The organism is Curtobacterium pusillum (assembly GCF_007673235.1).
GTDB lineage: Bacteria > Actinomycetota > Actinomycetes > Actinomycetales > Microbacteriaceae > Curtobacterium > Curtobacterium pusillum_C.
Genome location: NZ_VDZH01000001.1, coordinates 749,268 through 776,164 on the forward strand (window position 1 = coordinate 749,268; position 26,897 = coordinate 776,164).

Sequence of the window (26,897 nt, forward strand, 5' to 3'; positions counted from 1 at the left end):
CTAGAACCTCACTCTCGGGTCGATCAGTGCCGCGACGACGTCGACGATGAAGTTCGTCACCGCGACGATCACGGCGAGCATCGCGACGATGCCCTGGACGGCGACGAAGTCGCGGGCCGACAGGTACTGGTTCAGCTCGAAACCGAGGCCGCGCCAGCCGAAGGTGGTCTCGGTCAGGACGGACCCGCCCAGCAGCATGGCGATCTGCAGTCCCATCACGGTGATGATCGGCACCAGGGCCGGACGGAACGCGTGCGTCCGGACGAGACGGGCCTCGCGGACGCCGCGGGAGCGGGCCGCGTCGACGTACTCTGAACCGAGCGACCCGATCATGTTCGCGCGCACCAGGCGCAGGAAGATGCCGGCGGTCAGCAGGCCGAGCGTCATCGCGGGCAGCACGGCGTGCGCCAGGACGTCGGTGATGATCTCGGCGTTGCCGGTCCGCAACGCGTCGATGATGTAGATGCCGGTCGCGCCGGGGATGTTGTCGAGGACGAGCGACACCCGTGTCGACGCCCGGTCACCGAGCGGCAGCCAGCCGAGCCACACCGAGAACACGAGCTTCAGCAGCAGCCCGCCGAAGAACACCGGCGTGGCGTAGGTCAGGATCGCGAGGGCGCGGAACAGCACGTCCAGCCACTTGTCGCGCATGTACGCGGCGAGCATGCCGAGCGGGATGCCGAGCACCAGCGCGACGATGAGCGCGTAGAACACGAGCTCCGCGGTCGCGCCGCCGTACGTGACGATGATCTCGGTGATCGGGCGGTTGTCGGTCGCCGTCGTGCCGAAGTCACCGCGGACGATGTTGCCGAGGTACTCGAAGTACTGCACGAGCACGGGTCGGTCGTACCCGGCCGCGTGCAGGCGCTCCTGCAGCTGGCTCGGGGTGAGGCGACCGCCGACGGACGCGGTGATCGGGTTCCCGATGACGCGCATCAGGAAGAACACGAGCGTCACCAGGATGAAGACGGTCGGGAAGATGAGGAGGAACCGGACGAGGACGTACCGGCCGAGCCCGCCACCACTGCCCTTGGCACTGCGCTGTGCCTGTGGCTTGGTGGGGTCGGAACCGTTCACGTCCTGCGTCGCCTCGGGGGTGCTGAGGGTCACGGGGAGGGGTGCCTTTCGTGGACGTGACCAGGGGGCGTCCCTCGTGGGAACGCCCCCTGGTCGTCGTCGGTGTTACTTGGAGAGGGTCGCGTAGCGGAACTTGTACGAGGAGTCGAGGGTCAGGCCCTTGACGTCCTTGGCCGCGACGGCGACGGACTTGCCCTGCAGCAGCGGCAGCGTCGAGATCTGCGTCGCCTCACGCTCCTGCGCCTGCTCGATCAGGGTGGCGCGCTTGTCCTTGTCGGACTCCTGCTGCTCGTCGGAGATGAGCCCCTGGATCGTCGGGTCGTCGTAGTGGTTCTGGACGAAGTTGTCCTTCGTGAAGAACGGCGACAGGTAGTTGTCCGCGTCCGAGAAGTCCGGGAACCAACCGAGCTGGTACACCGGGTAGGCGTCCTTCGTGCGCTCCTGCGCGTACGTCGTGTAGACCGTCGACTGGATGTTCACGGTGAACAGGCCGGAGTTCTCGAGCTGGGTCTTGAGCTCCGCGTACTCGTCGTCCGACGTCGAGCCGTAGTGGTCCGGTGCGTACTGGATGTCGAGCTGCACCTTGCCGGTGACGCCCGCCTTCGACAGGGTGTCCTTCGCCTTGTCGACGTCGGCCCCACCGTCACCGTCGCCGTAGAGCTTCTCGAACGGCTTCGCGGCGCCCGTCAGGCCGTCCGGGACCATCGAGTAGAGCGGCGAGTAGGTGTCGTTGTAGACGTCCTTCGCGAGCTTCTCGCGGTCGACGACGTCGGCGACGGCCTGGCGCACGGCGAGGGCCTTCGTCTCGTCGGCGTCCGACTGCTTCGCGCCGAACGGCTGCGTGTTGAAGTTGAAGACCAGGTAGCGGATCTCGCCGCCGGGGCCGTCGGTGACCTTGACCTTGTCGTCCTTGCGGAGATCGGCGATGTCGGTCGGCGTCAGCGAGCGGTACGCCACGTCGACGTCGCCCTTCTGCACGGCGAGCTTGAGGTCGGTCTCCTTGGTGTAGTAGCTCGCCGTGACCTCGTCGGTCTTCGGCTTGCCCAGGAGCCCGTCGTAGTTCTTGTTCGCCTTGTACTGGATCGTGTCGTTCTCCTTGTAGGAGCTGATCGAGTACTGCCCGGCGAAGGCCTTGCCCTTGACGACGTCGGCCGCCGGCGTGAGCTTGTCGGCGGAGAACACCTGCTCGTCGACGATCGGGCCGGCGGGGCTGGAGAGCACCTGCGGCCAGGTCTGGTCGGCGTGGTCGAGGTTGAACACGACCGTGGTGTCGTCCGGCGTGTCGATGCTCTTGAGGTTGGCGAGCAGGGACTGCGGGCCGTTCTCGTTGTTGATCTTCAGCTCGCGGTCGAACGAGAACTTGACGTCGCTCGACGTCAGGTCGTTCCCGTTGGCGAACTTCAGCCCGCTCTTGAGCTTGACCGTGTACGTCGTGTCGTTGGTGAACTCGCCGCTCTCGGCGATGTCCGGCTTGACGTCCGGGCTGCCGACGGGGGTGTTCATCAGGAACGGGAAGACCTGGTTCTGCACGGCGAACGAGCCGTTGTCGTACGAACCAGCCGGGTCGAGCGAGGTGATCTTGTCGGTCGTGCCGATGCTGATGCCGTCGAGGGCGGTGTCGCTGACACTGCCGCTCGCGCAGCCCGTGAGCACCAGCGCCGTCGCTGCTGCCCCGGCGCCGAGCGCGATGCCGCGCCTGCCCCACTTCGCTGTGTGCTTCTTGAACACGGATGCCATGTTCGATGCCTCTCTTGGTGGTGAATGCAAGGGTCCTGAGCCGGAGGTGGATCGTCTGTGTGCCCGGCCAGGAACGCTCATTGCTATCACCCTGTCACGGAACTGCACGAACCGAGGGAGATTTGTTTACACCGCTGTAATGCAGGAGTGCGTCGCGTGTTGCATCATCCGTGCGTGCGAGACCGGCGCGTCGCGCACGAAAGTTGCGCGTTGCAACGGGCGGTCTTGTCGCGCTCCACCCGCGCGGCGACTCGGCTTCGGTCCCCCGGTCGGGTTCCCTGAGGTCGCACGAAACGTCGCTCGCCCGGGCCGGACGCAGCACGTCGTGCGACCTCGGTGAAACGCACGCGGCATGTCGTGCGACCTCGGAAGGTTGGCTGGAGTCGCGGCGCTCGTGCGCCGAGGTCGCTCGAACTGCCGCTCCGCCGCGTCACGAGCGGCCATTCGTGCGACCTCGGCGCAACGCACGTGGCATGTCGTGCGACCTCGGGCACCGCCCGCCGCCACCGCCCGTCCGCCGGACCGGCTGCGCTAGGAAGCAGCCTCGGCGTCGGCGCGCAACCGCATCCGCTGGGCGTCGATGTCGACCAGCTGCCGTTGGATCTCGGCGCGGCGATCGGCCTGCTCGTGCGGGTCCGCCCGCTGCAGCTGCCCGAGCAGGGACGCTTTTCGCGCGAGGAGGTCCCGCTCCACCAGCGCCACGACGATGCTCCGGGCGTAGATCGCCAGGTCCTCGTCGGTGCGCGCCGGGATCGGCGCCAACGCGAGCTCCTGCACGAGCCCCCGGAACGGCGCCGGGACGTCCTGGAGCAACCGGTCGAGCCAGTCCCCTGCGCCGACGGCGTCGACGTTCGCGACCACGGCGTCCCGGACGACGGAGAGCATCGGCGCCGAGAACGTCGCGGCGGCGGCCAGACCGAGCAGCGGCGCACCGACGTGCCCGGGCTGCTGCACCATCGCCATCACGGCGTCGCGCTCCATACGCGTGATCGGGTCGTTCGGCAGCAGACGGAGTCCGGCGACCGGCTCTTCCGGCGGGGTGACCAGCTCGCCACCCGGACCGGCCTGCCCGACCGGCACCGTGCCTCCTGTCCGGTCGTCGTGCCGACCGCCGGAGCCGGACCCGGCTCGCTGACGGGCGTTCTCGACGGCTCGGCGCACCTCGGGGATGTCCATCCCGAGCCACTTCGCGGTCTCCCGCGTGTACGCGGTCGCGAGGGTGCGGTCCCGGATGCCGGCGACGACGGGTGCCGCGTCGCGGAGCCCGGCGACGCGGCCCTCGGCGGTCTCGATGTCGTGCGTGGCGAGGCGACGCCGGATGATGAACTCGAACATCGGACGCTTGGTCTCGATGAGCCGGGTGACGGCGGAGTCACCGCGGGCGAGCCGCAGGTCGCACGGGTCGAGCCCGCCGGGCGCCACGGCGACGTACGTCTGCGACGCGAACCGGCTCTCCTCTGCGAACGCGCGGGAGGCAGCTCGCTGCCCGGCCTCGTCCGGGTCGAACGTGAAGACGATGTTGCCGAGCTGCGACAGGTCACGCCCGGCGGAGTCGCCGAGCATCGGGCGCAGCACCTTGATGTGCTCGACGCCGAACGACGTCCCGCAGGTGGCGACCGCGGTGGTGATGCCCGCGAGGTGGCACGCCATGACGTCGGTGTACCCCTCGACGATGACGACCTGCTTCTGCTTCGAGATGTCCCGCCGGGCGAGGTCGATCCCGTAGAGCACCTGGCTCTTGTGGTAAATCGGGGTCTCCGGCGTGTTGAGGTACTTCGGGCCCTTGTCGTCGTCGAGCAGCCGGCGCGCGCCGAAGCCGATCGTCGCCCCGGTCACGTCTCGGATCGGCCACATCAGACGCCCACGGAACCGGTCGTACGGGGAGCGGTCGCCCTGCCCGGCGAGCCCCGCGGCGAGGATCTCGTCCATCGAGAACCCGCGACTGCGCAGGTGCTCGCGCGTGGCGTCGTAGGACTGCGGTGCGAAGCCGACACCGAAGTGCTGCGCAGCCGCCGGGTCGAAGCCGCGCTCCCCCAGGAACTGCCGGGCGGGTTCGGCCGCCGCGGTGGTGAGCTGCGCGACGTAGAACTGCTGCGCGGCCTCGTTCGCGGCGATCAGCCGGGCGCGCTGGTTGTAGTCCGTGCGCGGACCGTCGCCCTCTTCGTAGTGGAGCGTGAAGCCGATCTTCGCCGCCATCCGCTCGACGGCTTCCTGGAAGGTGGTGTGGTCCTGCCGGATGATGAACTCGAAGACGTCGCCGTCCTCGCCGCAGCCGAAGCAGTGGTACCGACCGACCTGCGGCCGGACGTGGAACGACGGCGATCGTTCGTCGTGGAAGGGGCAGAGGCCCTTCAACGAGCCGACACCGGCGGACTTCAGGGTCACGTAGTCGCCGACGACGTCCGCGATGTTGACACGCGAGCGGACCTCGTCGATGTCGTTACGCGCGATCCTGCCAGCCACCCCTCGATCCTAGTTCGTGGCGGTGACACCGCCCGACCGAACGGGCGTCCTGTGGACGGGCGACGGCCTGGAGGCGCGGCTCGGCTCCACCCGTCGGCGTCCGTCCCGGGACGGTGCGTTCGACGCCGTCGAGTCGCGTCCGTGGGACGGGTCGCGTCGGCAGGACGGGCCGCCGTCGGCGGCTTCGGTTCGCGTCCGGGGCCTGCGGCTCAGACCGGGATGTGGACGCTCTCGTGCTCGCCGACCACGAGCCGCCGGTGCCACGCCAACGCGCCCTGGTCCGTCAAGCTCGCGACCTGGTCGACCACCGCACGCAGCCGTCCGGTGTCGTCGGAGGCAGCACGCCAGTCGGCGGCGAACCCCGGCTCGAGGTCCGCGCTCCCGCTCGCCGCGAGGGCGTCGAGCAGTTCCGTGAGGATCCGACGCTGGTCCTCGTACACCGGCTGCCGGTCGCCCTGCGTCATCACGAAGGCCGCGACGATGCCCTTGAGCACCGCGATCTCGCCGATGATCTCCGGCGGCGTCACCACCGAGGCAGCGAAGCGCACGAGGGACCCCGACGCGTAGGACTCCCGCGTCGCAGCGGTCGCGGTCCGCGCGAATCGGCCGATGAGCTGCGAGGTGAGGTTCTTCAGGCGCGCCAGGTCCCGCCGCGACCCGTCGTACGACGTCATCCACAGCGGCAACGCGCGGAGCCGGTCGAAGGCGTCGAGGAGCTCGTCGCGGCTGAGGTCCGAACCGACCCACGCGTGCATGGCCGACACGATGTCGTTCTCGCCGACGCGGTCCCCGAGCGCGGCGACGTCGATGAAGCCCGCGACGACGGCGTCCTCGAAGTCGTGCACCGAGTACGCGATGTCGTCGGACAGGTCCATGACCTGCGCCTCGATGCAGCGCTGCCGTCGAGGAGCGCCCGCGCGCAGCCACTCGAAGGCGTCGTGGTCGTCGTCGTAGAAGCCGAACTTGGTGCGCCCCGACGATGCTTCGGACACGCCCTGGGCGGCCGGCCACGGGTACTTGCAGCTCGCGTCGAGCGACGCCCGCGTGAGGTTCAGTCCGTAGGGCCGATCATCGTCCGGTCCGTCGCCGTACACCTTCGGCTCGAGCCGGGTGAGGAGTCGCAGCGTCTGCGCGTTCCCCTCGAACCCGCCGATGCCCGCGGCCCAGGCGTTCACCGCGGTCTCGCCGTTGTGCCCGAACGGCGGGTGGCCGATGTCGTGCGCGAGGCAGGCGGTGTCGACGACGTCGGGGTCGAGGCCGAGCGAGTCGGCGAGCTCCCGGCCGACCTGGGCGACCTCGAGCGAGTGCGTCAACCGGTTCCGGGCGAAGTCGAGGCCGGTCGTCGGGCTGAGGACCTGGGTCTTCGCGGCGAGTCGCCGGAGCGCGCTCGAGTGCAGGAGCCGTGCGCGGTCACGGGCGAAGTCGGACCGACGGCTGCCGTGGGTCTCGGGCAGCCAGCGCTCGGCGTCGGCCGGCCCGTACGAACTCGTGGCGCTCATCCGCCGCTGTGGTGCAGCTCGGCGGCGGCGAGGACCTTGCGGAACTCGCTGTCGACGTCGCGCGACTCGAGCCAGCGGTCGGGCAGGGCGGTGCGCTTCGGGTGGCCCGCTCGACCGCGCGGGCCCTCGGCGTCGGCGCCCGGGTACGGCGCGTCGTGGTCGAGCTGCGCGAGCAGGTCGTCGATCTCCTGCAGGCTGGACGCCATCGCGAGCCCGGACCGGACGTCCCCGCCGATCGGGTACCCCTTGAAGTACCAGGCGACGTGCTTCCGGATGTCCCGGCAGCCGTGCTCCTCCGAGCCGAAGAACTCGACGAGCAGTTCGGCGTGCCGCTTGAACGCGACCGCCACCTCGCCGAGGGTCGGCATGTAGCGCAGGCCCTCGCCGCGGAACGCCGCCGCGAGGTCGCCGAACAACCACGGCCGACCGAGGCACCCGCGCCCGACGACCACGCCGTCGGCCCCGGTCTCGTCGACCATGCGCAGGGCGTCGGCCGCGGACCAGATGTCACCGTTGCCGAGCACCGGGATGTCGGTGATGGTCTCCTTCAGGGTGGCGATCGCCGACCAGTCCGCGTGCCCCGAGTAGTGCTCGTTGGCGGTGCGGGCGTGCAGGGAGACCGCCGCGACACCGGCGTCCCGTGCGATGCGGGCGGCGTCGAGGTACGTGAGGTGGTCGCTGTCGATGCCCTTGCGCATCTTCACGGTGACGGGGACGTCACCGGCGGCGCGCACCGTCTTCGTCACGAGCTCCTTGAAGAGGTCGAGCTTCCACGGCAGTGCCGCTCCCCCGCCCTTCCGCGTGACCTTGGGAACCGGGCACCCGAAGTTGAGGTCGATGTGGTCCGCTCGGTCCTCGCCCACGAGGATCGTCGCGGCCTCGGCCACCGTGTTCGGCTCGACGCCGTACAGCTGGATCGATCGCGGGGTCTCGGACTCGTGGTGCTGGATGAGCTGCATCGACACGGGGGTGCGTTCGACCAGCGCGCGGGACGTGATCATCTCGCAGACGTACAGGCCGGCGCCGTACTCGCGGCAGAGCCGGCGGTAGGCCATGTTGGTGATGCCCGCCATCGGCGCGAGCACGACCGGCACGTCGACCTCGATGGGGCCGATGCGCAGGGGCTTCGCCGGACGGGTCGCCGTCCTGGGTGCGTCAGTGATCGTCATACGTCTCCCATTCTCCCACGTCGGTGCCCGCCGGTAGCGTTCTCCACATGACGACCGACGCCACGAGCCGATTCGACACCTCCCGATTCGACGCCGACGCCACCGCCCGCGCGCTCCGGGTCGACGTCGTCGAACGCCCGGCGGCGAACTCCCTGCACGAGGCCGCAGCACTGCTCGGCATCGAACCGGGCGACATCGTGAAGACCCTCGTCGTCAAGCGGCACGACGGCGGCTTCCTGCTCGCCCTGGTGCCCGGCGGCCGGAGCATCGCGTGGAAGAAGCTCCGGACCGTCGTCGGCGTCAACAAGCTCTCGATGCCCGACGCCGCCACCGCACTCGAGGCCTCCGGCTACGAACGCGGCACCATCACCCCGATCGGCGCGACCGGCGACCTGCCGGTCTACGCCGACGAGCGGATCGTCGGACGCCGGGTCGCGCTCGGCGCCGGCCGCCACGGCGCGAGCGCCTTCGTCGACGCCGACGACCTGATCGCGGCCTACGCCGCGACGGTCGCCGACATCACCGACGAGGAACCCGTCCGCTAGGTCCCGTCGGCGCGGATCGCACTGCCAGACGTCTCGATCGCGCCCCGTGCTGGACATCGCGCCCCGCCGCAACGAGGCGCGATGTTCACAGCGGGGCACGGCATCGGCCCGCCGAGTAGCGGGTCGACGCACGGGTCCCGTCAGTCGGGGACCTCGGTCCAGACGCCCTCCGCGCCGGGGACGAAGCACGAGTCGCCTTCGCAGACCGGCGCGCCGCCGGACGTGACGAGCGTGAGCAAGGCGGGTCGCGCCTCCAGACCGTCCGACTGGAGGCGCGGCTCGGCCGAGCCGTCGACGCGCACGTCCGTCATCGGGTCGCCTCCGCGTCGGCTGCCGCGTCCTCCGCGGCGCGCTGCTGGGCGTCCGCGATGTCCGACGGCGTCGTCTCGCGGAGCGCGACGACCTGCGTCAGCACCTGCTCGAACGCGGCCGGGTCCTGTGCGCCGGAGACGCCGTACTTGCCGTCGATGACGAAGAACGGGACGCCGTTGATGCCGTACGACTGCGCCTGCGCCTGGTCGGCGCGGACGGCCGCGAGCTGGGAGTCGTCGCGCAGGGTGGCGAGGACCTCGTCACGGTCGAGCCCGATCTCCGCGCCCAGGTCTGCCAGCGTCGCCTCGTCGCCGACGTGTTCACCGCGCTCGAAGTAGGCGGTGAAGAGCCGCTCGACCATCTCGAGCTGCTTGCCCTGCTGCTTCGCGAGGTGGATGACCTGGTGCGCCTTCACCGTGTTGGTGTGGTGCATCGACTCGAAGTCGTAGTCGAGGCCGACGGACGCGGCGATGCCGGTGACCTGGTCGAGCATCTGCTGGGCCTGCTCGACGGGCATGCCCTTGTGGTTCGACAGGAACTCGGCCTCGGTGCCCTCGAAGTCGACCGGGGTGTCCGGGCTCAGTTCGAAGGAGTGGTACTCGACCTCGACGGGCCGGCCGGAGTCGGTCGCGGCGAAGGCGGCGACGCCGGCCTCGAACTTCCGCTTGCCGATGTAGCACCAGGGGCAGGCGATGTCCGACCAGACATCCACCTTCACGGTGTCGTTGAGAGCACTGTCGTTCATGCCGGGTGCAACGCGATGGCGACGATCGCATTCCCGTCGCTGGCAGCAAAGCACCGGTGTTCGCAGGTCGAACACCCGCGTGTGGGTGTGCAACGCACGAACACCGGTGCTTTGCGGAGCGAAACCCCCCTACGCGCCGAGCAACCGCGTCGCGAGGTACCCCTGCAGCTGGTCGAGCGCCACGCGCTCCTGCGACATCGTGTCGCGCTCGCGCACCGTGACTGCCTTGTCCTCGAGCGTGTCGAAGTCCACCGTGATGCAGAACGGCGTGCCGATCTCGTCGTGGCGACGGTAGCGGCGACCGATCGCGCCGGCGTCGTCGAAGTCGACGTTCCAGTGCTTGCGGAGGTCGTCCGCGAGGCCACGGGCCACCGGCGACAGCTGCTCGTTGCGGGACAGCGGCAGCACCGCGGCCTTGACGGGCGCCAGGCGCGGGTCGAGCCGCAGCACCGTGCGCTTGTCGACGCCGCCCTTCGCGTTCGGGGCTTCGTCCTCGTGGTACGAGTCGAGCAGGAACGCCATGAGCGCACGGGTCAGGCCGAAGGACGGCTCGATGACGTACGGCACGTACTTCTCGTTCGCGGCCTGGTCGAAGAAGCGCAGGTCCTGCCCCGACGACTCGATGTGGTTGTTGAGGTCGAAGTCGGTGCGGTTCGCGACGCCCATGAGCTCGCCCCACTCCGAACCGGTGAAGCCGAAGCGGTACTCGATGTCGGCCGTGGCGTCGGAGTAGTGCGCCCGCTCGCCGTCCGGCACGTCGAAGCGGCGGAGGTTCTCCGGGTCGATGCCGAGGTCGGTGTAGAACGCGACGGAGTCGGCGATCCACTGCTCGTAGTGCTCCTCCGCCTCGGCCGGGGGCACGAAGTACTCGATCTCCATCTGCTCGAACTCGCGCGTGCGGAAGATGAAGTTGCCGGGCGTGATCTCGTTGCGGAACGCCTTGCCGACCTGGCCGATGCCGAACGGGGGCTTCATGCGGCTGGTCGTGACGACCTGCGCGAAGTCGACGAAGATGCCCTGCGCGGTCTCGGGGCGCAGGAAGTTCAGGCCCTCTTCGGACTCGACCGGGCCGAGGTAGGTCTTGAGCATCCCGGAGAACTCACGGGGCTCGGTCCACTCGCCGCGGGTGCCGCAGTTCGGGCAGGCGATCTCGGCCATGCGGCCCTCGGGGTCGCGGCCCTTCTTGGCGACGAACGCCTCGATCAGGTGGTCCTCGCGGAACCGGTGGTGGCAGTGCAGGCACTCCACGAGCGGGTCGGTGAACGTCGCGACGTGGCCGGAGGCCTCCCACACCTTACGGGGCAGGATCACGGCGGAGTCGAGACCGACCATGTCGCCGCGGCCGCGGACGAACCGCTGCCACCACTGACGCTTGATGTTCTCCTTGAGCTCCACACCGAGGGGCCCGTAGTCCCACGCGGAGCGGGATCCGCCGTAGATCTCCCCCGACTGGAAGACGAAGCCGCGGCGCTTGGCCAGGGCGATGACGCTGTCGAGACGGGAGGGCTGTGCCAAAGGGTGCTCCAGAGGTCGCCGAGCTGGGTGCTCGGTGCGGAAACGTACCGGGCAAGCGTACCGGCGTTCGCGTCGGACTGGAGGCGCGGCTCGGCCCCGGTGGAGAACCGCCGTCCGTCAGGCCGTGGGCGCGTCCACGGCGCCGCCGTAGCGTCGGTCGCGGCGTGCGTACTCCTCGATCGCTCCCCACAGGTCGGTGCGTCGGAAGTCCGGCCAGAGCCGGTCGAGGAACACCATCTCGGCGTACGCCGACTGCCAGAGCAGGAAGTTGGACGTGCGCTGCTCCCCCGAACTCCGGAGGAACAGGTCGACGTCCGGCATCTCCGGCACGTAGAGCCGCTTCGCCAGGGCCTTCTCGGTGACCTGGCTCGGTTTGAGGCGCCCCGCCGCGACGTCCTCGGCCATGCCCCGTACGGCGTCGACGATCTCGTTCCGACCGCCGTAGTTGACGCACATCGTCAGCGTGAGGACCTCGTTGCCCGCGGTCATCCGCTCGGCCTGCTCGAGCTCGTCGATCACGCTCCGCCAGAGCCGCGGCCGACGCCCGGCCCACCGCACCCGGACGCCCCACTCGTGCAGCTGGTCGCGTCGACGCCGGATGACGTCGCGGTTGAAGCCCATCAGGAAGCGCACCTCCTCCGGGGAGCGCTTCCAGTTCTCCGTCGAGAACGCGTACGCCGAGATGTGCTTCACGCCGATCTGGATCCCGCCCGCGACGACGTCGAGCAACGAGGCCTCGCCCGCTTTGTGACCCTCGATGCGGGTGAGTCCGCGACCGTTCGCCCACCGGCCGTTGCCGTCCATGACGATCGCCACGTGCTCCGGCACGAACCGGGCCGGGATCGCCGGGGGCGTCTCGCCGGTCCAGTCGATCGGGCGGAACGGTTCGACGTCGTCTCGGCGGCGGTGGCTCATGCGGTGCGGGTTCCTTCGGCAGCGGGATCGGGGTCGGGCACGGTCGGTGCCGGGGTGGAGGCGACGGCGCGTGCAGTGGCCTCGGGCCCGTCGTGGGTCAGCGGCACCGGCAGCGGGTGCTCCGACCGGTCGACGTGCGGCAGGGACCGGAGCGATCGTTCCAGGTGCCACTGGGCGTACGCCGCGACCACGCCGGAGGCCCGGGAGCGCGTCCGTTCGTCCGCCGCGTCGACGACGGTCCAGTCCCCCGCGAGCAGTGACCCGAGCAGGCCCAGTGTCTCGCCGTCGAGCCGAGGAGTGCCGGGGGGCGCGGCGTGGTCGGCCACGACTCCACCGAGCTGCACGACGAACGCCGAGTGCGGGCCGGGCTCGCCGGTCACCGCACAGTCCGAGAACGAGGGCGCCCACCCCGCGATGCTCATCGCGCGGAGCAGGTACGAGTCGAGGGTCGCGCTCGACACGTGCTCGCCGCGGGACAGGGACCGCAGCGCACCGACGAGGAGCAGGTACTGCTGGAGTCCCGCGTCCGCCTCGCTCAGGCGGTCGGCGGTCTCGACCATGGCGCTGGCCGCGGTGTACGCGCCGTAGTCGGCGACGATCTGTGCACCGTACGACCCGAGGGACTCCGCCTGCGTGACGATGTCGAGCGACCGACCCTCGTAGAACTGGGCGTCGACGACCATGAACGGCTCCAGCCGGGAGCCGAACTTCGAGGCGGTCCGACGGACACCCTTCGCCACCGCACGGATCTTGCCGTGCTGCCGGCTGAGCATCGTGACGATGCGGTCGGCTTCACCGAGCTTGTGGGTGCGCAACACGACGCACTCGTCCCGGTACAGCGGCATTGCTCCAGTATCCCCCTCCGCACCGACACCCCGCGCCGCCTGCCCGCCTGCCCGCCTGCTGCCGATTCGCGCGTAGGAGGCAGGATCGCGCATGGGAAGCGGAACCGCGCATAGGGAGCAGGTTCTTTCGGCCTCCTACGCGCGATTCAGCTTTCCATTGCGCGCGCTATGGGCAGGAACGTACCCAGACCAGCGGGACGACAGACGGGAGGCGCGGTGCAGGTCGGACCCGCACCGCGCCTCCAGGAGGGGTCGCGTCTCAGGCGGAGACCAACTCCGGCGCGCCGGACGCGGCACCCGCGCGCACCGCGCGGTTCACCGCCGACACGATCGCCTTGAGCGACGCCGTCGAGATGTCGGCGTCGATCCCGACGCCCCACAGCCGCACACCGTCGACGTCGAGCTCGACGTACGAGGCCGCCTTGGCGTCTCCGGAGGCGCTCATCGTGTGCTCCGAGTAGTCGTAGAGCGTGACGTCGACGCCCTGCTCCCGCATCACGGTCAGGAACGCGTCGATCGGACCGGTGCCCACGGCGTCGGCCTCGACCGCGCCCTCGTCGACGCGCATCGCGACCGACAGCTTCGTCGTGCCGTCGAAGTCGCTCGACGTCGCCGTCTTCGTGATCTCGTACCGGCCCCACTTGTCCGACTCGTCGGCCGCGGGCAGGTACTCGTCGCGGAAGAGGTCCCAGATGCGCTCCGAGGAGAACTCGCCACCCTCGGCGTCGGTGCGCTGCTGCACGACCCCGGAGAACTCGATCTGCAGCTTGCGGGGCAGGTCGATCGCGTGGTCGGTCTTGAGCAGGTAGGCCACGCCACCCTTGCCGGACTGCGAGTTCACGCGGATCACGGCCTCGTAGGAGCGGCCGATGTCCTTCGGGTCGACGGGCAGGTACGGCACGGCCCACGCGATCTCGTCGATCGACTTGCCAGCGGCGTCGGCCTTCGCCTGCATCGCGTCGAAGCCCTTGTTGATGGCGTCCTGGTGCGAACCGCTGAACGCCGTGTACACGAGGTCGCCCGCCCACGGCTGACGCTCCGGCACCGGCAGCTGGTTGCAGTACTCGACCGTGCGCTTGATCTGGTCGATGTCCGAGAAGTCGATCTCGGGGTCGATCCCCTGCGTGAACAGGTTCATGCCGAGCGCGACGAGGTCGACGTTGCCGGTGCGCTCACCGTTGCCGAACAGGCAGCCCTCGATGCGGTCCGCGCCGGCCATGTACCCGAGCTCGGCGGCCGCGACGGCGGTGCCGCGGTCGTTGTGCGGGTGCAGCGACAGGATGACGTCGTCGCGGTGCGCGAGGTTGCGCGACATCCACTCGATCGAGTCGGCGTAGACGTTCGGTGTCGCCATCTCGACGGTCGCCGGCAGGTTGATGATGACCTTGCGGTCGGGGGTGGGCTCGAAGACCTCGAGCACGGCGTTGCAGATCTGGACCGCGACCTCGAGCTCGGTGCCCGTGTAGGACTCCGGCGAGTACTCGTAGAAGACCTTCGTGTCGTGCTGCAGGTTCGCCTCGGCCGCGCGGCACAGCTTCGCGCCAGACACCGCGATGTCCACGACGCCCTGCACGTCGGTGCGGAACACGACCTCGCGCTGGACGATCGACGTCGAGTTGTACAGGTGCACGATGGCCTGCTTCGCGCCGTCGATCGCCTCGTACGTGCGGTTGATCAGGTGCTCGCGCGCCTGGGTCAGCACCTGGATGGTGACGTCGTCGGGGATCGCGCCCTCGTCGATCAGCGAGCGGACGAAGTCGAAGTCGGTCTGCGAGGCGCTCGGGAAGCCGACCTCGATCTCCTTGTAGCCCATGCGGACCAGGAGGTCGAACATGGCGCGCTTGCGCTCGGAGTCCATCGGGTCGATGAGCGCCTGGTTGCCGTCACGCAGGTCGACCGCGCACCAGCGGGGCGCCTTCTCGATGCGCTTCGTCGGCCAGGTCCGATCGGGCAGCTCGACGCGGATCTGCTCGTGGAAGGGAACGTACTTGTGGATCGGCATCCCCGAGGGGCGCTGCGTGTTCTGCATCGTTTCGTCGCTTTCGTCGCGGTGTTCGTGTGCTCTGCGTGGGTGCGGCCACGACGGACTCCGCGACGAGGTGGGCCGTTGTGTCAGGCCTCGTCGCGGCAGCGAAGGAGGAGGAGCGCCGAGTACATATCCCGTCCACCGTAGCACTGGTGTACCAGCACGGCGCAACCGTCCAGGGCGACGGTCGGTCGGTGCGCCGGGTGCGGACGGCGGGCGGCGGGCGGGGTGGGCGCCGAGTGTGCACGACACGCCGTCGGTCGTTCGCCGAGGGAGCACGAGGTGCGCCCCGACGGAACCGAACACGACGTTTTGTGCCCTCTCGGCGAACGCGAGCGGCATGTCGCGCGACCGCGACCGCGACCGCGCCCAGCCCGACCCCGCCCTGCCCCGCCCCGCTCCGCGCACCCGGCGACACGACGGACAGGAGGCACGGTGCCAGCTGGCACCGTGCCTCCCGTCCGACGTCGCTCGCGCCCAGGGCCGCGCGTCAGTCGACCGCGAGGGCCTCGGTCGGCGGGACGCGCATCGCGCGCCGCACCGGCGCGATCGTCGCGGCGACCGCGAGGACGAGCGCCCCGAGCACCACGATCCCGATGGTGAGCGGCGGCAGCACCGGGGCCACCGGGGTGCCGAGCGAGCCGAGGAGCGTCTGACCGCCGACCCACCCGTAGAAGGTGCCGAGCACGAGCCCGGTGAGGACCGCCGCGACGACCATCTGCACGGCCTCGGTCACGATCATCCGACGGACCTGCGCCCCGGTCAGCCCGAGCACACGGAGCAGCCCGAGCTCCCGTCGACGCTGCAGGACCCCGAGGGCGAGCGCGTTCACGACCCCCACGGCGGCGATGACGGCGGAGAACCCGACGATCACACTGATCACGGCGTTGAGCTGCACGAAGAAGTCCCGCATGCCCTGGACCTGCTCGGGGCTGCCACCCTCGAGCTGGCCGCGCAACTGGGCCTCGAGCACGTGCTGCATGATGCCGAGCGCCACCGCGAACGTCACGAGCAGCGTGACCCCGATGACGAGCCCGATCGTCGCGCGGGAGGACCGCCCCGGCGCACGCATCGCGTTCCGACCGGCGAGGAGCACGACCGGGTCGCGGGACCCGATCCGACCGATCAGCTGCAGGACCGGCGGCATCACGATCGTGGCACCGACGGCGACTCCCGCGAACGAGACGAAGCCGCCGAGGGCCGCGGGCAGGACGGCGATCGGGGACGCCGCGCTGCCGAGGAGCCCGACGAGCATGAGGAGCCCGCCGCCGGCCATCAGCAGGATCGACCAGACCTTCCGGGCGGTGCCGGAGCGGACGTCCTCGTGGCTCGGCTCGACACTCGACGACAGTGCTTGGAGCGGCGTCACGGTGAGCACCCGCCGCGACCCCACCGCGAAGGCGCCCCACGTGGCGAGGACCACGGCGACGACCGGGAGCACGAGCTCCCACGGCAGCAGGGTGTAGGTCGTGTCGGGCAGGAAGCCGTTGCCGCGCAGGACCACGACGAACAGCGCCGTCAGGCCTGTGCCGGCGACGGCACCGATGAGCCCGCCGAGCACGCCGACCAGCAGTCCCGTCCGGGTGATCCGGGCACGCAAGGTGGCCCCGGTCGCGCCGACGAGCCGCTGCAGCGCGATGATCCGCGTCTGTCCGGCGATGAGCGTCGCGCAGGTGTTGGCGGTGACGATCGCGCCGACGTACAGGGCGATGCCGAGGAACAGCCATCCGAGGACGGAGAGGATCGCCTTGACCGGGCCGAGCTCGGAGAGGCCGGCGGCCGCGAGTGCCTCGGTGACGATGCCCGGCGCGATGACGAGCGCCGACCCGAAGGTGGTGCCGAGTGCGGCGACGAGGACCGTGGGGGCGAAGGAGCGGATGCCGTTCACGCTGCGGCCTCCATCCCGAGCATCGTGGTGGAGATCTCGGTCGCGTCCATCGCCGCGCGGTCGCCGACGATCCGGCCGTCGGCGAGGAAGAGGATGCGGTCGGCGTTGGCGGCGGCGACCGGGTCGTGCGTCACCATGACGACGCTCTGGCCCCACTCGGTCACGGCCCCGCGGAGGATCTGCAGCACGTCGCGCCCGGTCCGGGAGTCGAGTGCACCCGTCGGCTCGTCGGCGACCACCACGGCGGGACGCGAGGCCAGCGCGCGGGCGATGGCGACACGCTGCTGCTGCCCACCGGACAGCTGGTGCGGCCGGTGCGTGAGACGGTTCCCGAGCCCGAGCATCTCGACGAGCCGGTCGATCCACGCCGATTCCTCACGACTCGGCTTGTGCCCGCCGAGCAGGAACGGCAGGCGGATGTTCTCGCTGACGTCGAGTGTCGGCACGAGGTTGAAGGACTGGAACACGAACCCGAGCCGACGGCGGCGGAGCTCGGTGAGTTCCTTGTCGGCCAGGCCGGCGATGTCGACGCCGTCGATCTGGATCCGGCCCGTCGACACGGCGTCGAGTCCGGCAGCGACGTGCATCAGCGTGGACTTGCCCGAACCGGACGGTCCCATCACCGCGGTGAACTCCCCCGAGCCGATGTCGACGCTGACGTCGTCGAGCGCCGTCACCCGCCGGGCGGCGTCGCCGTAGTGCTTGGACACGTGGTCGAGACGGATGATCGGTGCGTGGCTCGTGGTCATGCATCCACGATGACGGTCGGGAGGCACGCCCCGCGTCGGTCCGACGGCTCCTGTGGATCGTCCGCTCGGCTCGACTCCCTGTGCAGAAGTCATCCGAGCGGATGAGGGTCACTCGGCCTTGGTCACCAGGCCGTGCTCGTGCGCGAACACGACGAGGCGCACGCGGTCGCGGAGCTCGAGCTTCGTGAGGACCCGCGAGATGTGCGTCTTCACGGTCGCCTCGCTGACGTACTCGTGCTGGGCGATCTCGCTGTTGCTGAAGCCCCGCGCCGCGAGGTCGAAGATCTCCCGCTCCCGCGGCGTCAGGTCGGCGAAGGCCGCAGGGACCGATGCCGCCTGCTCGCTCGAGTCCTCGTAGCGGCGGAGCAGTTCACGCGTGGCGGACGCCGCGAACACCGCGGTGCCGGCGTGGACGGTGCGGATGGCGGCGAGCAGGAACTCCGGGTCGGCGTCCTTGAGCACGAACCCGCTCGCACCGGCTCGGATCGCCTTGGCCGCGGCCTCGTCGAAGTCGAAGGTCGTGAGGACGAGCACCTTCGCGCCGTCCGCGCCGCTGTCCTCGACGATGTGGGACGTCGCGGTGATGCCGTCCATCACCGGCATCCGGACGTCCATGAGCACGACGTCGGGACGACCCCGGCGCACGAGTTCGACACCCTCGGCACCGTCTCCGGCCTCGCCGACGAACTGCAGGTCGGCCTGCGAGTCGATGAGCATCCGGATGCCGGTCCGGAAGAGCGCCTGGTCGTCGACGAGGGCGACGCGGATCGGGGTGTCGTTCATCGGCGGGTGTGCTCCTGGCTGGTCGGGGTGGTGCGGGGTGCGGGGATGCCGGTCGTCGGCACCAGGCCCCTGGGCATCTGTCCGCTGGCGGGGACGGTCGGCATCCGGACCGCGACCGCGAAGTCGTCGCCGCGGGGTCCGGCCGTCATCGTGCCCCCGGTCATCGTGGCACGTTCGCGCATCCCGACCAGGCCGTGTCCGGTCCCGGGACCGCGGGTGCCGTCGTCCGCCCGACGGTTCACCACGCTGATCTCGACGGTGTCCGGTCGGTACGTCAGCGCGGTGTGCACCGGCGTCCCCGGCTCCCCGTGCTTCCACGCGTTCGTCAGGCTCTCCTGCACGATCCGGTAGACCGCGAGCTGCGTGGTGGTCGGCAGGCCGGACGGGTCGCCCTCGCGTTCGACCCGCACGTCGAGTCCGACGCCGCGCATCTCGCCCACGAGTCGTTCGATGTCGTCGATCTCGGGTGTCGGTGCGGTCCCCTGCTCGTGGCGGAGGGCACCGAGGAGCTCCCGGACGTCGCCGAGGGCACGGCGCGCGGTCGTCGAGATCGTACCGAGGGCCTCGTCCGCGATCGCGGGGTCGGCCTTGAGGGCGTACCGGGCTCCGTCCGCCTGAGCGATCACGACCGCGAGCGAGTGCGCCACGATGTCGTGCATGTCCCGTGCGATCCGCACGCGCTCCTGCTCCACGGCGACGGCCCGGTCGGCCCGGGCTGCGTCACGTTCGGCGACGAGCTGAGCCTCCCGGCTCATGCTCGCCGACCGGCGCACCCGGCGGACGAGTCCGGCGAGCCACGGCAGGAGCAGCAGGAGCAGGACGACGGCGAAGTACGAGAACGCGACCTTGAGCGACTCCTGCGCCGGGGTCGTCGCCGTCACGATGCCGAGCCGGGAGTTGTAGTCGTCGACCCCGAGGTACACCGCGGCGATCACCGGTCCGCCGATCGCCGAGACGAGTCCGGCCAGCCGCACGCGGCGGCTGCCGTACGCACTCGTCGTGTACATCACGGCCGCGATGAAGACGTTCGACAGGTCGGGTTGCTGCCCGGTGACCATCTCGAAGACGGCGAACACCCAGGCGACGCCGAGCGCGAGGCCCGGCGACAGCCGACGGAGCGCGAGCGCTCCGGTCATGCCGACGACGGTGATCAGCGCGAGCGGCGAGTCCATCCCCCGCGCCGTCGCGACCAGGACGAGCGCACCGAGGACGACCGCCACCACCACGTCGGTGACGATCTGCGCGCGCAGCATGGGACGGAACACGTCACCACGGTACGGCCTGGAGGCACGGCGCGCGTCCGCCTGTGGAGTGACGTCCGCAGGCGGTCGGCTCAGAAGCCGAGTCGGCCGAGCTGCTTCGGGTCGCGCTGCCACTCCTTGGCCACCTTCACCCGGATGTTCAGGTACACGTGGCGGCCACCGAGCAGCGACTCGATCTCGACGCGGGCGCGTGATCCGACGTCCTTCAGCCGTTCGCCCTTGTGGCCGATCACGATCGCCTTCTGGCTGTCGCGCTCGACGAACAGGTTGGCGAAGATGCGCAGCGGACCGTCCGGGTCGTCGTCCTCGTCGGGCTCGACCATGTCCTCGATGACGACCGCGAGGGAGTGCGGGAGTTCGTCGCGGACGCCCTCGAGCGCGGCCTCGCGGATGAGCTCCCCGATCCGCTCCTCGTCGGTCTCCTCGGTCACGGTCGTCGCGTCGTAGAGCTGCGGCGACTCGGGCAGGAGCTTCGTGATCTCCTCGAGCAGGACCTCGAGCTGGATCCCCTTCGTCCCCGAGGTCGGGATGATCGAGTCCCACTCGCGGAGCTGCGACACCGCGAGCAGTTGCTCGCCCACCTTGTCCTTCGCGGTCCGGTCGATCTTCGTCACGATCGCGACCTTCTTGGCGCGGGGGTACTGGTCGAGCGTGTCGTTGATGAACTTGTCGCCGGGCCCGATCGGCTCGTTCGCCGGGACGCAGAACCCGATCACGTCGACGTCGCCGAGCGTCGTCTGCACGAGGTCGTTGAGCCGCTCACCGAGCAGCGTGCGCGGACGGTGCACCCCCGGCGTGTCCACGATGATGACCTGCCCGTTCGGCCGGTGCACGACGCCGCGAATGGCGCGTCGGGTCGTCTGCGGCTTGGACGAGGTGATCGCGACCTTCTCGCCGACCAGGGCGTTCGTCAGTGTCGACTTGCCGACGTTCGGGCGGCCGACGAACGAGACGAACCCGGCACGGTAGGGCTGCTCGGCGTCGCCGGTGGCGGGAGTGGTGGTGTCGGTCATGCGTGCGTGGTTCCCGTCGTGGTGGGTGCGGCGTCCTCGAAGGCGTCCTCGACGCCGGCGAGTCCGGGCGTGCGCTCGGCGAGCACGGAGATGAGGTGGCGGCGCTTGCCCTCGACCCGGTCGGCGGTGAGCACGACGCCGGAGACGGTGACGGTCTCGCCGCGGACCGCCAGGTGGCCGAGCTCCTTGGTGAGGAGACCGCCGGCGGTGTCGACGTCGTCGTCCTCGAGCTCGATGCCGAACAGGTCGCCGAGCTCGTCGACGGGGAGCCGGGCGGAGATCCGCCAGAGACCCGGTTCGACCTCGACACGGTCGACGACGGCGCGGTCGTACTCGTCCGAGATGTCCCCGACGAGCTCCTCGATGAGGTCCTCCATCGTGACGAGGCCGGCGACGCCGCCGTACTCGTCGACGACGAGCACGAGGTGGTTCTTGGCGGCCTGCATGTGCCGGAGGGTGTCGTCCGCGGCCTTCGACTCCGGTACGAACTGGGCCGGCCGCAGCAGCGTCGTGACCCGCTCGGCACCGGAACCCGGCCGTTCGTAGAGGGCGCGGGCGACGTCGCGGAGGTACAGCACCCCGAGCACGTCGTCGCTGTCCTTGCCGGTCACGGGCATGCGGGACACCCCGGCGGCCAGGAACTGCTCCATGCCGGCGGCCAGCGTGTCCGCCCCGTCGACGGTGAGCATGTCGGTGCGCGGCACCATGACCTCGCGCACGAGGGTGTCGCTGAACTCGAAGACCGAGTGGATGAGCTCGCGGTCGTCCTGTTCGAGGACGTTGCTCTCGGTGGCCTCGTCGACGAGGGACAGCAGCTGCTCCTCGCTCGACACCGTCGACGCGCTCCGACCCCGACCCGGCGTGACCTTGTCGCCGATCACGACGAGCAGCCCGGCGAGCGGGCCGAGGACGATCCGGACGCCACGGACGAGCCCGCCGGTCGAGGCGATGAGCCCCTCGGCGTGCGCACGGCCGACGCTGCGGGGGCTCGACCCGACCAGGACGAACGACACCGCGGTCATGATCGCCGCCGCCACGATGAGCGCCACCCACCAGGTGTCGAACACCATGACGAGACCGATCGCGACGAGGACGGCCGCTGCCGTCTCGGCCAGGACCCGGAAGAAGTTCAGCGCGTTGACGTGCGCGCCGACGTCGTCTCCGATGGCCTCGATCGCCCGACGGTGCTTGCTCCCCCGTGCGATCTCGTCGAGGTCGGCACGGGACAGGACGGACAGTGCGGCGTCGGAGGCAGCGAGCAGGCCACCGAGGACGACCAGCACGAACGCCACCGCGAGCAGGCCGGCGACGAGCAGCATCAGGTCACCGTCCTCGGCGCTGTGCGGCGAACGCGGTCAAGATCTCGCCCTGCAGGCCGAACATCTCGGCCTTCTCGTCGGGTTCGGCGTGGTCGAACCCGAGCAGGTGCAGGATCCCGTGGCAGGTCAGCAGCAGCATCTCGTCGGTGCTGGAGTGCCCCGCGGTCTTCGCCTGCTCCTCGGCGACCTGCGGGCAGAGCACGATGTCCCCGAGCAGGCCGGCGGGCGTCGGCTCGTCCTCGGTGCCCGGACGGAGCTCGTCCATCGGGAAGCTCAGGACGTCGGTGGGGCCGGGCTCGTCCATCCACCGGACGTGCAGCTGCTCCATCGCCCCCTCGTCGACCAACACGATCGCGAGCTCCGCGTCGGCGTGGACGTGCAGCGCGTCGAGTGCGAAGGCGGCGAGGCGCTGGATGGCTGCCTCGTCGACCTCGACACCGGACTCGTTGTTGAGCTCGATGCTCACCGATTGCCTCCTCGGGCGTCGTTCTGGGGGTACGGGGAGCGCTGGCGGTCCTGCGGCGGACGCCCCCGTCGCTCGGCGCGGTTCGTGCCGGCGGGGTTCGGCGTGGCAGCGCTGCCGCGGCCACCAGGGCGGTACCCGGACTGCTCGGCGAGGCGCTCCTCGTCGTAGACGGTGTACGCGTCGACGATGCGGCCGACGAGGGTGTGCCGGACGACGTCGTCGCTCGTGAGCCGTGCGAAGTGGATGTCCTCGACCCGGTCGAGGATCCGCGTGACGAGCCGGAGTCCGGACAGGTTGCCGGGCAGGTCGACCTGGGTGATGTCCCCGGTGACGACCATCTTCGACCCGAAGCCGAGCCGCGTCAGGAACATCTTCATCTGCTCGGGGGTGGTGTTCTGCGCCTCGTCGAGGACCACGAACGAGTCGTTGAGCGTCCGGCCGCGCATGTACGCGAGCGGAGCGACCTCGACCGTGCCGGCCGCCAGGAGCTTCGGGACCAGCTCGGGGTCCATCATCTCGTTGAGTGCGTCGTACAGCGGGCGCAGGTACGGGTCGATCTTGTCGGTGAGCGTGCCCGGCAGGAACCCGAGCCGCTCGCCGGCCTCGACCGCGGGGCGGGTGAGGATGATCCGGTTCACCTCGCGCCGCTGCAGGGCCTGGACGGCCTTCGCCATCGCCAGGTACGTCTTGCCGGTACCGGCCGGGCCGATGCCGAACGTGATCGTGTGCTCGTCGATGGCGTCGACGTAGGCGCGCTGCCCGTCGGTCTTCGGGCGCACGGACTTGCCACGGCTCGAGACGATCGGCGTACCGAAGGTGTCGGACGGCTTGCGGTCCTCGTCGAGGAGCTTCGCCGACACGGGGATGTCCGACGGGCCGATGTCCTGTCCGCGCCGGACCATGCCGACGAGTTCGTCGACGAGGGCGTTCGCGCGGGCGACGTCGCGTTCGGGACCGGTCAGCGAGACCTCGTTGCCGCGCACGAGCACGCGGACGCCGGGGTACTGCCGTTCGACGGTCTTGAGCAGCCGGTCCTGGGGGCCGAGCAGCTGCACCATGGCGATGCCGTCGACCTGGATCGAGACGGTCGACTCCGACTCGGCGGGGTCGATCGGGGAGGGTGCTGGTTCGTTAGCCGGCAAGGGTGCCTTCCTGCAGTTCACCTGCGAGTACGTGCGCGTGCACGTGGAACACGGTCTGACCGGCTGCTTCGCCGGTGTTGAAGACGAGTCGGAACTGGCCGTCGGCGCGCTCGTCGGCGATGCGCTGCGCGGTGGCGACCACGTGTGAGAGGAGGTCCGGGTCACCGGCGGCGAGCTCGGACACGTTCGCGTACTCCTCGGTCTTGGGGATGACGAGCACGTGGACGGGGGCCTTCGGCGCGATGTCCTCGATCGCGATGACGCGGTCGTCCTCGGCGACGACGGTCGCCGGGATCTCGCGCGCGATGATCTTGGAGAAGACGCTGGGCGTGCTGGTGCTCATGGACCCATCGTAGAACGCGGGACCGACGCCGGGCCTTCCCGATCCGCCAGGTCCGGGCCGACTACCAGCGCCCGAGCCGCGTCTGCAGCACGGCCAGGGCCGCGGGCCCGGCCGTGGAGGTCCGGAGCACGGTGTCGCCGAGCCGCACGCGGACGGCGCCGGCCGCCACGAGCCGGTCGAACTCCGAGCCGTCGATCCCGCCCTCCGGTCCGACGACCAGGACGATCTCGGCGACCTCGGCCGGCGGCTCCCACGACGACAGTCGGACGTCCCCGACGGGGTCGAGCACGAGCACCGCACGCGACGGACCCGCACCGGCGCCGGCGGCGAGCTGCGCCGTCGTCGCCGGGGCGTCCACCGCCGGCACGCGCGAGCGGATCGCCTGCTTCGAGGCCTCCTGCGCGATCGCCGCCCAGCGGGCACGACCCTTCTCGACCTTCGCGCCGTCCCACCGCGAGACACTACGTGCGGCCGACCACGGGACGATCCGGTCGACGCCGATCTCGGTCGCCGCCTGCACGGCCATCTCGTCGCGGCCGCCCTTCGCGAGCGCCTGCACGAGCGTCAGCGTCGGCGAGGGGGCCGGCGAGACGTCGACCGACTCCACGTCGAGCACCAGCGAGTCGCGGTCCGTGGAGACCACCGCCCCGACGACGACCGTGCCGCGGCCGTTCCCGATGCGCAGCGTCTCGCCCACCCGTACCCGGGCGACGGACACCGCGTGCCGTCCCTCTGCCCCGTCGAGGGACACCTGTCCGCCGACGGTCACGCCGTCGAGCGAGTCGACGAGGTAGAGCGACGCCATCAGAAGTTGAAGAACCGGTCGCGGAGCTTGCCGAACATGCCCTGCTGGAACCGCGACAACTGCGGCGCCGCGGCCTTGTGCGACTTCGCGAGCTGCTCGACGAGCTGACGTTCCTTGTGCGACAGCTTCGTCGGCGTCACGACCTGGACGCCGATCCGCAGGTCGCCGCGCCCGTTGCCGCGCAGCTTCGTGACCCCGCGGTCCTTGAGCACGAGGACGTCGGCGCTCTGCACACCCGGACGGACCTCGAGCTCGACCGGACCGTCGAGCCCGTCGATCGTCGCCGTGGTGCCGAGCACGGCGTCCGTCATCGCGACCTCGAGCGTGGCGAGGAGGTCGTCCCCGTCGCGGCTGAAGACGTCGTGGTGCCGTACGCGGATCTCGAGGTACAGGTCGCCGGAGGGGCCGCCGGCCGGACCGACCTCGCCCTGGCCGGGCATCTGCAGCCGCAGGCCGGAGTCGACACCGGCGGGGACGTCGACCGGCACGGTGCGACGCGCACGGATGCGGCCCTGGCCCTGGCACGTCGGGCACGGGTTCGGGATGACGGTGCCGTAGCCACGGCAGGTGCCGCACGGCGCGCTCGTGACGACGTTGCCGAGGAGCGAGCGGACCTGGCGCTGGATGTGGCCCGAGCCGCCGCAGATGTCGCAGGTCTGCGGGCTGGTGCCGGGCGCGCAGCAGGAGCCGTTGCACGTCTCGCAGAGCACGGCCGTGTCGACCTCGACGTCCTTGTGGGTGCCGAAGACGACCTCGTCGAGGTCGACGTCGATGCGGAGCAGGGCGTCCTGTCCTCGCTCGGCGCGGCTGCGCGGGCCACTGCCCCGGCCGCCACCACCGCCGCCGCCGAAGAACGCGTCGAAGATGTCGCTGAAGCCACCGGCGCCGCCGCCGAAGGGGCTGTCGGCCTGCGGCCCGGCGTCGTACCGACGGCGCTGCTCGGGGTCGCTCAGCACGTCGTACGCATGCGTCACGTCCTTGAAGCGCTCGGCGGCGTCCGGGCTCGGGTTCACGTCCGGGTGCAGCTCGCGCGCCAGTCGGCGGTACGCCTTCTTGATGTCGGCATCGGAGGCGTCCTGCTGGACGCCGAGGACGTCGTAGTGGTCTGCCACGTATCCCTCAGTCGGTTTCGGTTCGGTGCGGCGGGTGCCGCCGGGTCAATGTTCGCCCAGGAGTTTGGACAGGTACCGTGCGACGGCGCGCACCGCGGCCATGTTCGTGCCGTAGTCCATACGCGTCGGTCCGAGGACGCCGAGGCGGGCGACCTCGCCACGGGCCAGGTAGCCACCGGCGACGATGCTCGTGGCGTCGAGCCCGTACTCGGCATTCTCCACGCCGATCCGGGCCGCCACGGCGACGTCGTCGATCTGCATCTCGCCGAACAACCGGAGCAGCGTGACCTGTTCCTCGATCGCCTCGAGCACGGGGAAGAGGCCGCCGGAGAAGTCCTGTTCGCTCTTGGCGAGGTTCGCCGCGCCGGCCATCACGAGTCGGTCCTGCCGGTTGGCGGCGACCTGTTCGATCAGGGTCGCGACGACGACCCCGGCGAGCGGTTGGGCGTCCGGGCGGATCTGCTGCGGGACGGCCCGGAGCGCGGTCGAGACGTCCTGCAGCAGGAGTCCGACGGTGGCGCCGTTCACGACCGCGCGGAGTTCGGTGAGCGCGCCCTCGTCGAGCGTGACGTCGGTCTCGACGACGCGCTGCTCGACCCGGGCGGTGTCGGTGATCAGGACGACCATCAGCCGGTTGTCGCCGAGGCGCACGAGCTCGATGTGCTGCACACGTGCGCGCACCATCGAGGGGTACTGCACGAGGGCGACCTGGTTGGTGAGCTGGCTGAGCAGCCGGACGGTGCGGCCGAGCACTTCGTCGAGGTCGTTCGGCGCCCCGAGGAACGTCTCGATCGCGTGCCGTTGGGCGCTGGAGAGCGGCCGGGCACCGGCCAGGTGGTCGACGAACACCCGGTAGCCCTTGTCGGTCGGCACGCGTCCGGACGAGGTGTGCGGGGCGGCGATGAGCTGTTCGTCCTCGAGCTGGGCCATGTCGTTGCGGATCGTGGCAGCGCTCACCCCGAAGGCGTGCCGCTCGACGATCGTCTTCGAGCCGACCGGTTCGCGCGACGCGACGTAGTCCCGCACGATGGCCTTGAGGACCTCGAGGCTGCGTTCGCTGACCACCCGGACCCCTTCCACTCGTTCTGGCACTCGGACGTGTCGACTGCTGATCCTACGCCCGACCGCCGACGGACCGGGACTTCTGCACACGCCGGCCGGTACGCT

The 26,897-nt window shown here is 70.4% G+C and carries 24 protein-coding genes and 1 pseudogene; 1 reads left to right on the forward strand and 24 read right to left on the reverse strand.

Annotated elements, in window-relative coordinates; genetic code table 11:
- The 6 genes and pseudogenes from FS532_RS19200 to dusB all read right to left on the reverse strand — a co-directional run bounded on the left by FS532_RS19200 (nucleotide 1) and on the right by dusB (nucleotide 7,945).
- Nucleotides 1-666 carry an ABC transporter permease gene (locus FS532_RS19200; protein ID WP_440130699.1) on the reverse strand — a complete coding sequence of 222 codons (666 nt, stop codon included), beginning with the start codon at nucleotides 664-666 and terminating at the stop codon, nucleotides 1-3.
- Nucleotides 667-801: 135 nt separating this feature from the next.
- Nucleotides 802-1,110 (reverse strand): annotated as a pseudogene (locus FS532_RS19205) (ABC transporter permease); the annotation flags it as partial.
- 72 nt (nucleotides 1,111-1,182) lie between these two features.
- Complete coding sequence (locus FS532_RS03515) at nucleotides 1,183-2,814, reverse strand: ABC transporter substrate-binding protein (RefSeq protein ID WP_144750319.1); 1,632 nt, start codon at nucleotides 2,812-2,814, stop codon at nucleotides 1,183-1,185.
- 531 nt (nucleotides 2,815-3,345) lie between these two features.
- Nucleotides 3,346-5,277 carry a DNA primase gene (gene dnaG / locus FS532_RS03520; RefSeq protein WP_144750321.1) on the reverse strand — a complete coding sequence of 644 codons (1,932 nt, stop codon included), beginning with the start codon at nucleotides 5,275-5,277 and terminating at the stop codon, nucleotides 3,346-3,348.
- A 209-nt stretch (nucleotides 5,278-5,486) separates the two neighbouring features.
- Nucleotides 5,487-6,776, reverse strand: a complete 1,290-nt coding sequence (locus FS532_RS03525) for a deoxyguanosinetriphosphate triphosphohydrolase (RefSeq protein ID WP_144750323.1) — start codon at nucleotides 6,774-6,776, stop codon at nucleotides 5,487-5,489.
- Nucleotides 6,773-7,945 (reverse strand): tRNA dihydrouridine synthase DusB, encoded by a 1,173-nt coding sequence (gene dusB, locus FS532_RS03530; RefSeq protein WP_144750325.1) that lies wholly within the window; start codon nucleotides 7,943-7,945, stop codon nucleotides 6,773-6,775. Before dusB ends, FS532_RS03525 begins: the two co-directional genes overlap by 4 nt.
- Nucleotides 7,946-7,992: 47 nt before the next feature.
- On the opposite strand from dusB, the gene FS532_RS03535 reads away from it, so the two are divergent.
- Entirely contained in the window at nucleotides 7,993-8,490 is a 498-nt protein-coding gene (locus FS532_RS03535) for an aminoacyl-tRNA deacylase (protein WP_144750327.1), read from the forward strand.
- 140 nt (nucleotides 8,491-8,630) lie between these two features.
- On the opposite strand, the gene FS532_RS18585 is transcribed toward FS532_RS03535, so the two are convergent.
- The 18 genes from FS532_RS18585 to hrcA form a co-directional block, all read right to left on the reverse strand.
- The gene (locus FS532_RS18585; protein ID WP_186321892.1) at nucleotides 8,631-8,801 is read right to left on the reverse strand and encodes a hypothetical protein; all 171 of its coding nucleotides are present in this window, start codon (nucleotides 8,799-8,801) and stop codon (nucleotides 8,631-8,633) included.
- The gene (locus tag FS532_RS03540) at nucleotides 8,798-9,547 is read right to left on the reverse strand and encodes a DsbA family oxidoreductase (protein ID WP_144750328.1); all 750 of its coding nucleotides are present in this window, start codon (nucleotides 9,545-9,547) and stop codon (nucleotides 8,798-8,800) included. Before FS532_RS03540 ends, FS532_RS18585 begins: the two co-directional genes overlap by 4 nt.
- 129 nt (nucleotides 9,548-9,676) lie before the next feature.
- Complete coding sequence (locus FS532_RS03545; RefSeq protein ID WP_144750330.1) at nucleotides 9,677-11,062, reverse strand: glycine--tRNA ligase; 1,386 nt, start codon at nucleotides 11,060-11,062, stop codon at nucleotides 9,677-9,679.
- Nucleotides 11,063-11,179: 117 nt separating this feature from the next.
- Nucleotides 11,180-11,977, reverse strand: coding sequence for an isoprenyl transferase (locus tag FS532_RS03550; RefSeq protein WP_144750332.1), 798 nt, complete (start codon nucleotides 11,975-11,977; stop codon nucleotides 11,180-11,182).
- On the reverse strand, nucleotides 11,974-12,822 hold the full coding sequence (gene recO / locus FS532_RS03555) for a DNA repair protein RecO (protein ID WP_144750334.1): 849 nt from the start codon (nucleotides 12,820-12,822) through the stop codon (nucleotides 11,974-11,976). The genes FS532_RS03550 and recO overlap by 4 nt, the downstream gene beginning before the upstream one ends.
- 259 nt (nucleotides 12,823-13,081) lie before the next feature.
- Nucleotides 13,082-14,851: a 2-isopropylmalate synthase gene (leuA, locus tag FS532_RS03560; RefSeq protein ID WP_144750336.1), complete on the reverse strand. Its 1,770-nt coding sequence runs from the start codon at nucleotides 14,849-14,851 to the stop codon at nucleotides 13,082-13,084.
- 487 nt (nucleotides 14,852-15,338) lie between these two features.
- The gene (locus FS532_RS03565; RefSeq protein WP_144750338.1) at nucleotides 15,339-16,736 is read right to left on the reverse strand and encodes an ABC transporter permease; all 1,398 of its coding nucleotides are present in this window, start codon (nucleotides 16,734-16,736) and stop codon (nucleotides 15,339-15,341) included.
- Nucleotides 16,733-17,485, reverse strand: coding sequence for an ABC transporter ATP-binding protein (locus FS532_RS03570; protein WP_144750340.1), 753 nt, complete (start codon nucleotides 17,483-17,485; stop codon nucleotides 16,733-16,735). Before FS532_RS03570 ends, FS532_RS03565 begins: the two co-directional genes overlap by 4 nt.
- Before the next feature lie 108 nt (nucleotides 17,486-17,593).
- Complete coding sequence (locus tag FS532_RS03575; RefSeq protein WP_144750343.1) at nucleotides 17,594-18,268, reverse strand: response regulator; 675 nt, start codon at nucleotides 18,266-18,268, stop codon at nucleotides 17,594-17,596.
- Nucleotides 18,265-19,533, reverse strand: coding sequence for a sensor histidine kinase (locus tag FS532_RS03580; protein ID WP_260852536.1), 1,269 nt, complete (start codon nucleotides 19,531-19,533; stop codon nucleotides 18,265-18,267). The genes FS532_RS03575 and FS532_RS03580 overlap by 4 nt, the downstream gene beginning before the upstream one ends.
- Before the next feature lie 68 nt (nucleotides 19,534-19,601).
- Complete coding sequence (gene era, locus FS532_RS03585) at nucleotides 19,602-20,543, reverse strand: GTPase Era (RefSeq protein ID WP_144750345.1); 942 nt, start codon at nucleotides 20,541-20,543, stop codon at nucleotides 19,602-19,604.
- Complete coding sequence (locus FS532_RS03590; protein ID WP_144750347.1) at nucleotides 20,540-21,862, reverse strand: hemolysin family protein; 1,323 nt, start codon at nucleotides 21,860-21,862, stop codon at nucleotides 20,540-20,542. The genes era and FS532_RS03590 overlap by 4 nt, the downstream gene beginning before the upstream one ends.
- 4 nt (nucleotides 21,863-21,866) lie before the next feature.
- A complete protein-coding gene (gene ybeY / locus FS532_RS03595; protein WP_079235757.1) occupies nucleotides 21,867-22,328 on the reverse strand; it encodes an rRNA maturation RNase YbeY in 462 nt (153 codons plus the stop codon).
- Nucleotides 22,325-23,470 (reverse strand): PhoH family protein, encoded by a 1,146-nt coding sequence (locus tag FS532_RS03600; RefSeq protein WP_440130696.1) that lies wholly within the window; start codon nucleotides 23,468-23,470, stop codon nucleotides 22,325-22,327. The genes ybeY and FS532_RS03600 overlap by 4 nt, the downstream gene beginning before the upstream one ends.
- A complete protein-coding gene (locus FS532_RS03605) occupies nucleotides 23,460-23,813 on the reverse strand; it encodes a histidine triad nucleotide-binding protein (protein WP_079235756.1) in 354 nt (117 codons plus the stop codon). Before FS532_RS03605 ends, FS532_RS03600 begins: the two co-directional genes overlap by 11 nt.
- Before the next feature lie 61 nt (nucleotides 23,814-23,874).
- Entirely contained in the window at nucleotides 23,875-24,618 is a 744-nt protein-coding gene (locus tag FS532_RS03610) for a 16S rRNA (uracil(1498)-N(3))-methyltransferase (protein ID WP_144750349.1), read from the reverse strand.
- Nucleotides 24,618-25,730, reverse strand: a complete 1,113-nt coding sequence (gene dnaJ, locus FS532_RS03615) for a molecular chaperone DnaJ (RefSeq protein WP_144750351.1) — start codon at nucleotides 25,728-25,730, stop codon at nucleotides 24,618-24,620. Before dnaJ ends, FS532_RS03610 begins: the two co-directional genes overlap by 1 nt.
- A gap of 45 nt (nucleotides 25,731-25,775) precedes the next feature.
- Nucleotides 25,776-26,795: a heat-inducible transcriptional repressor HrcA gene (gene hrcA / locus FS532_RS03620; RefSeq protein ID WP_144750353.1), complete on the reverse strand. Its 1,020-nt coding sequence runs from the start codon at nucleotides 26,793-26,795 to the stop codon at nucleotides 25,776-25,778.
- Nucleotides 26,796-26,897 lie beyond the last annotated feature (102 nt).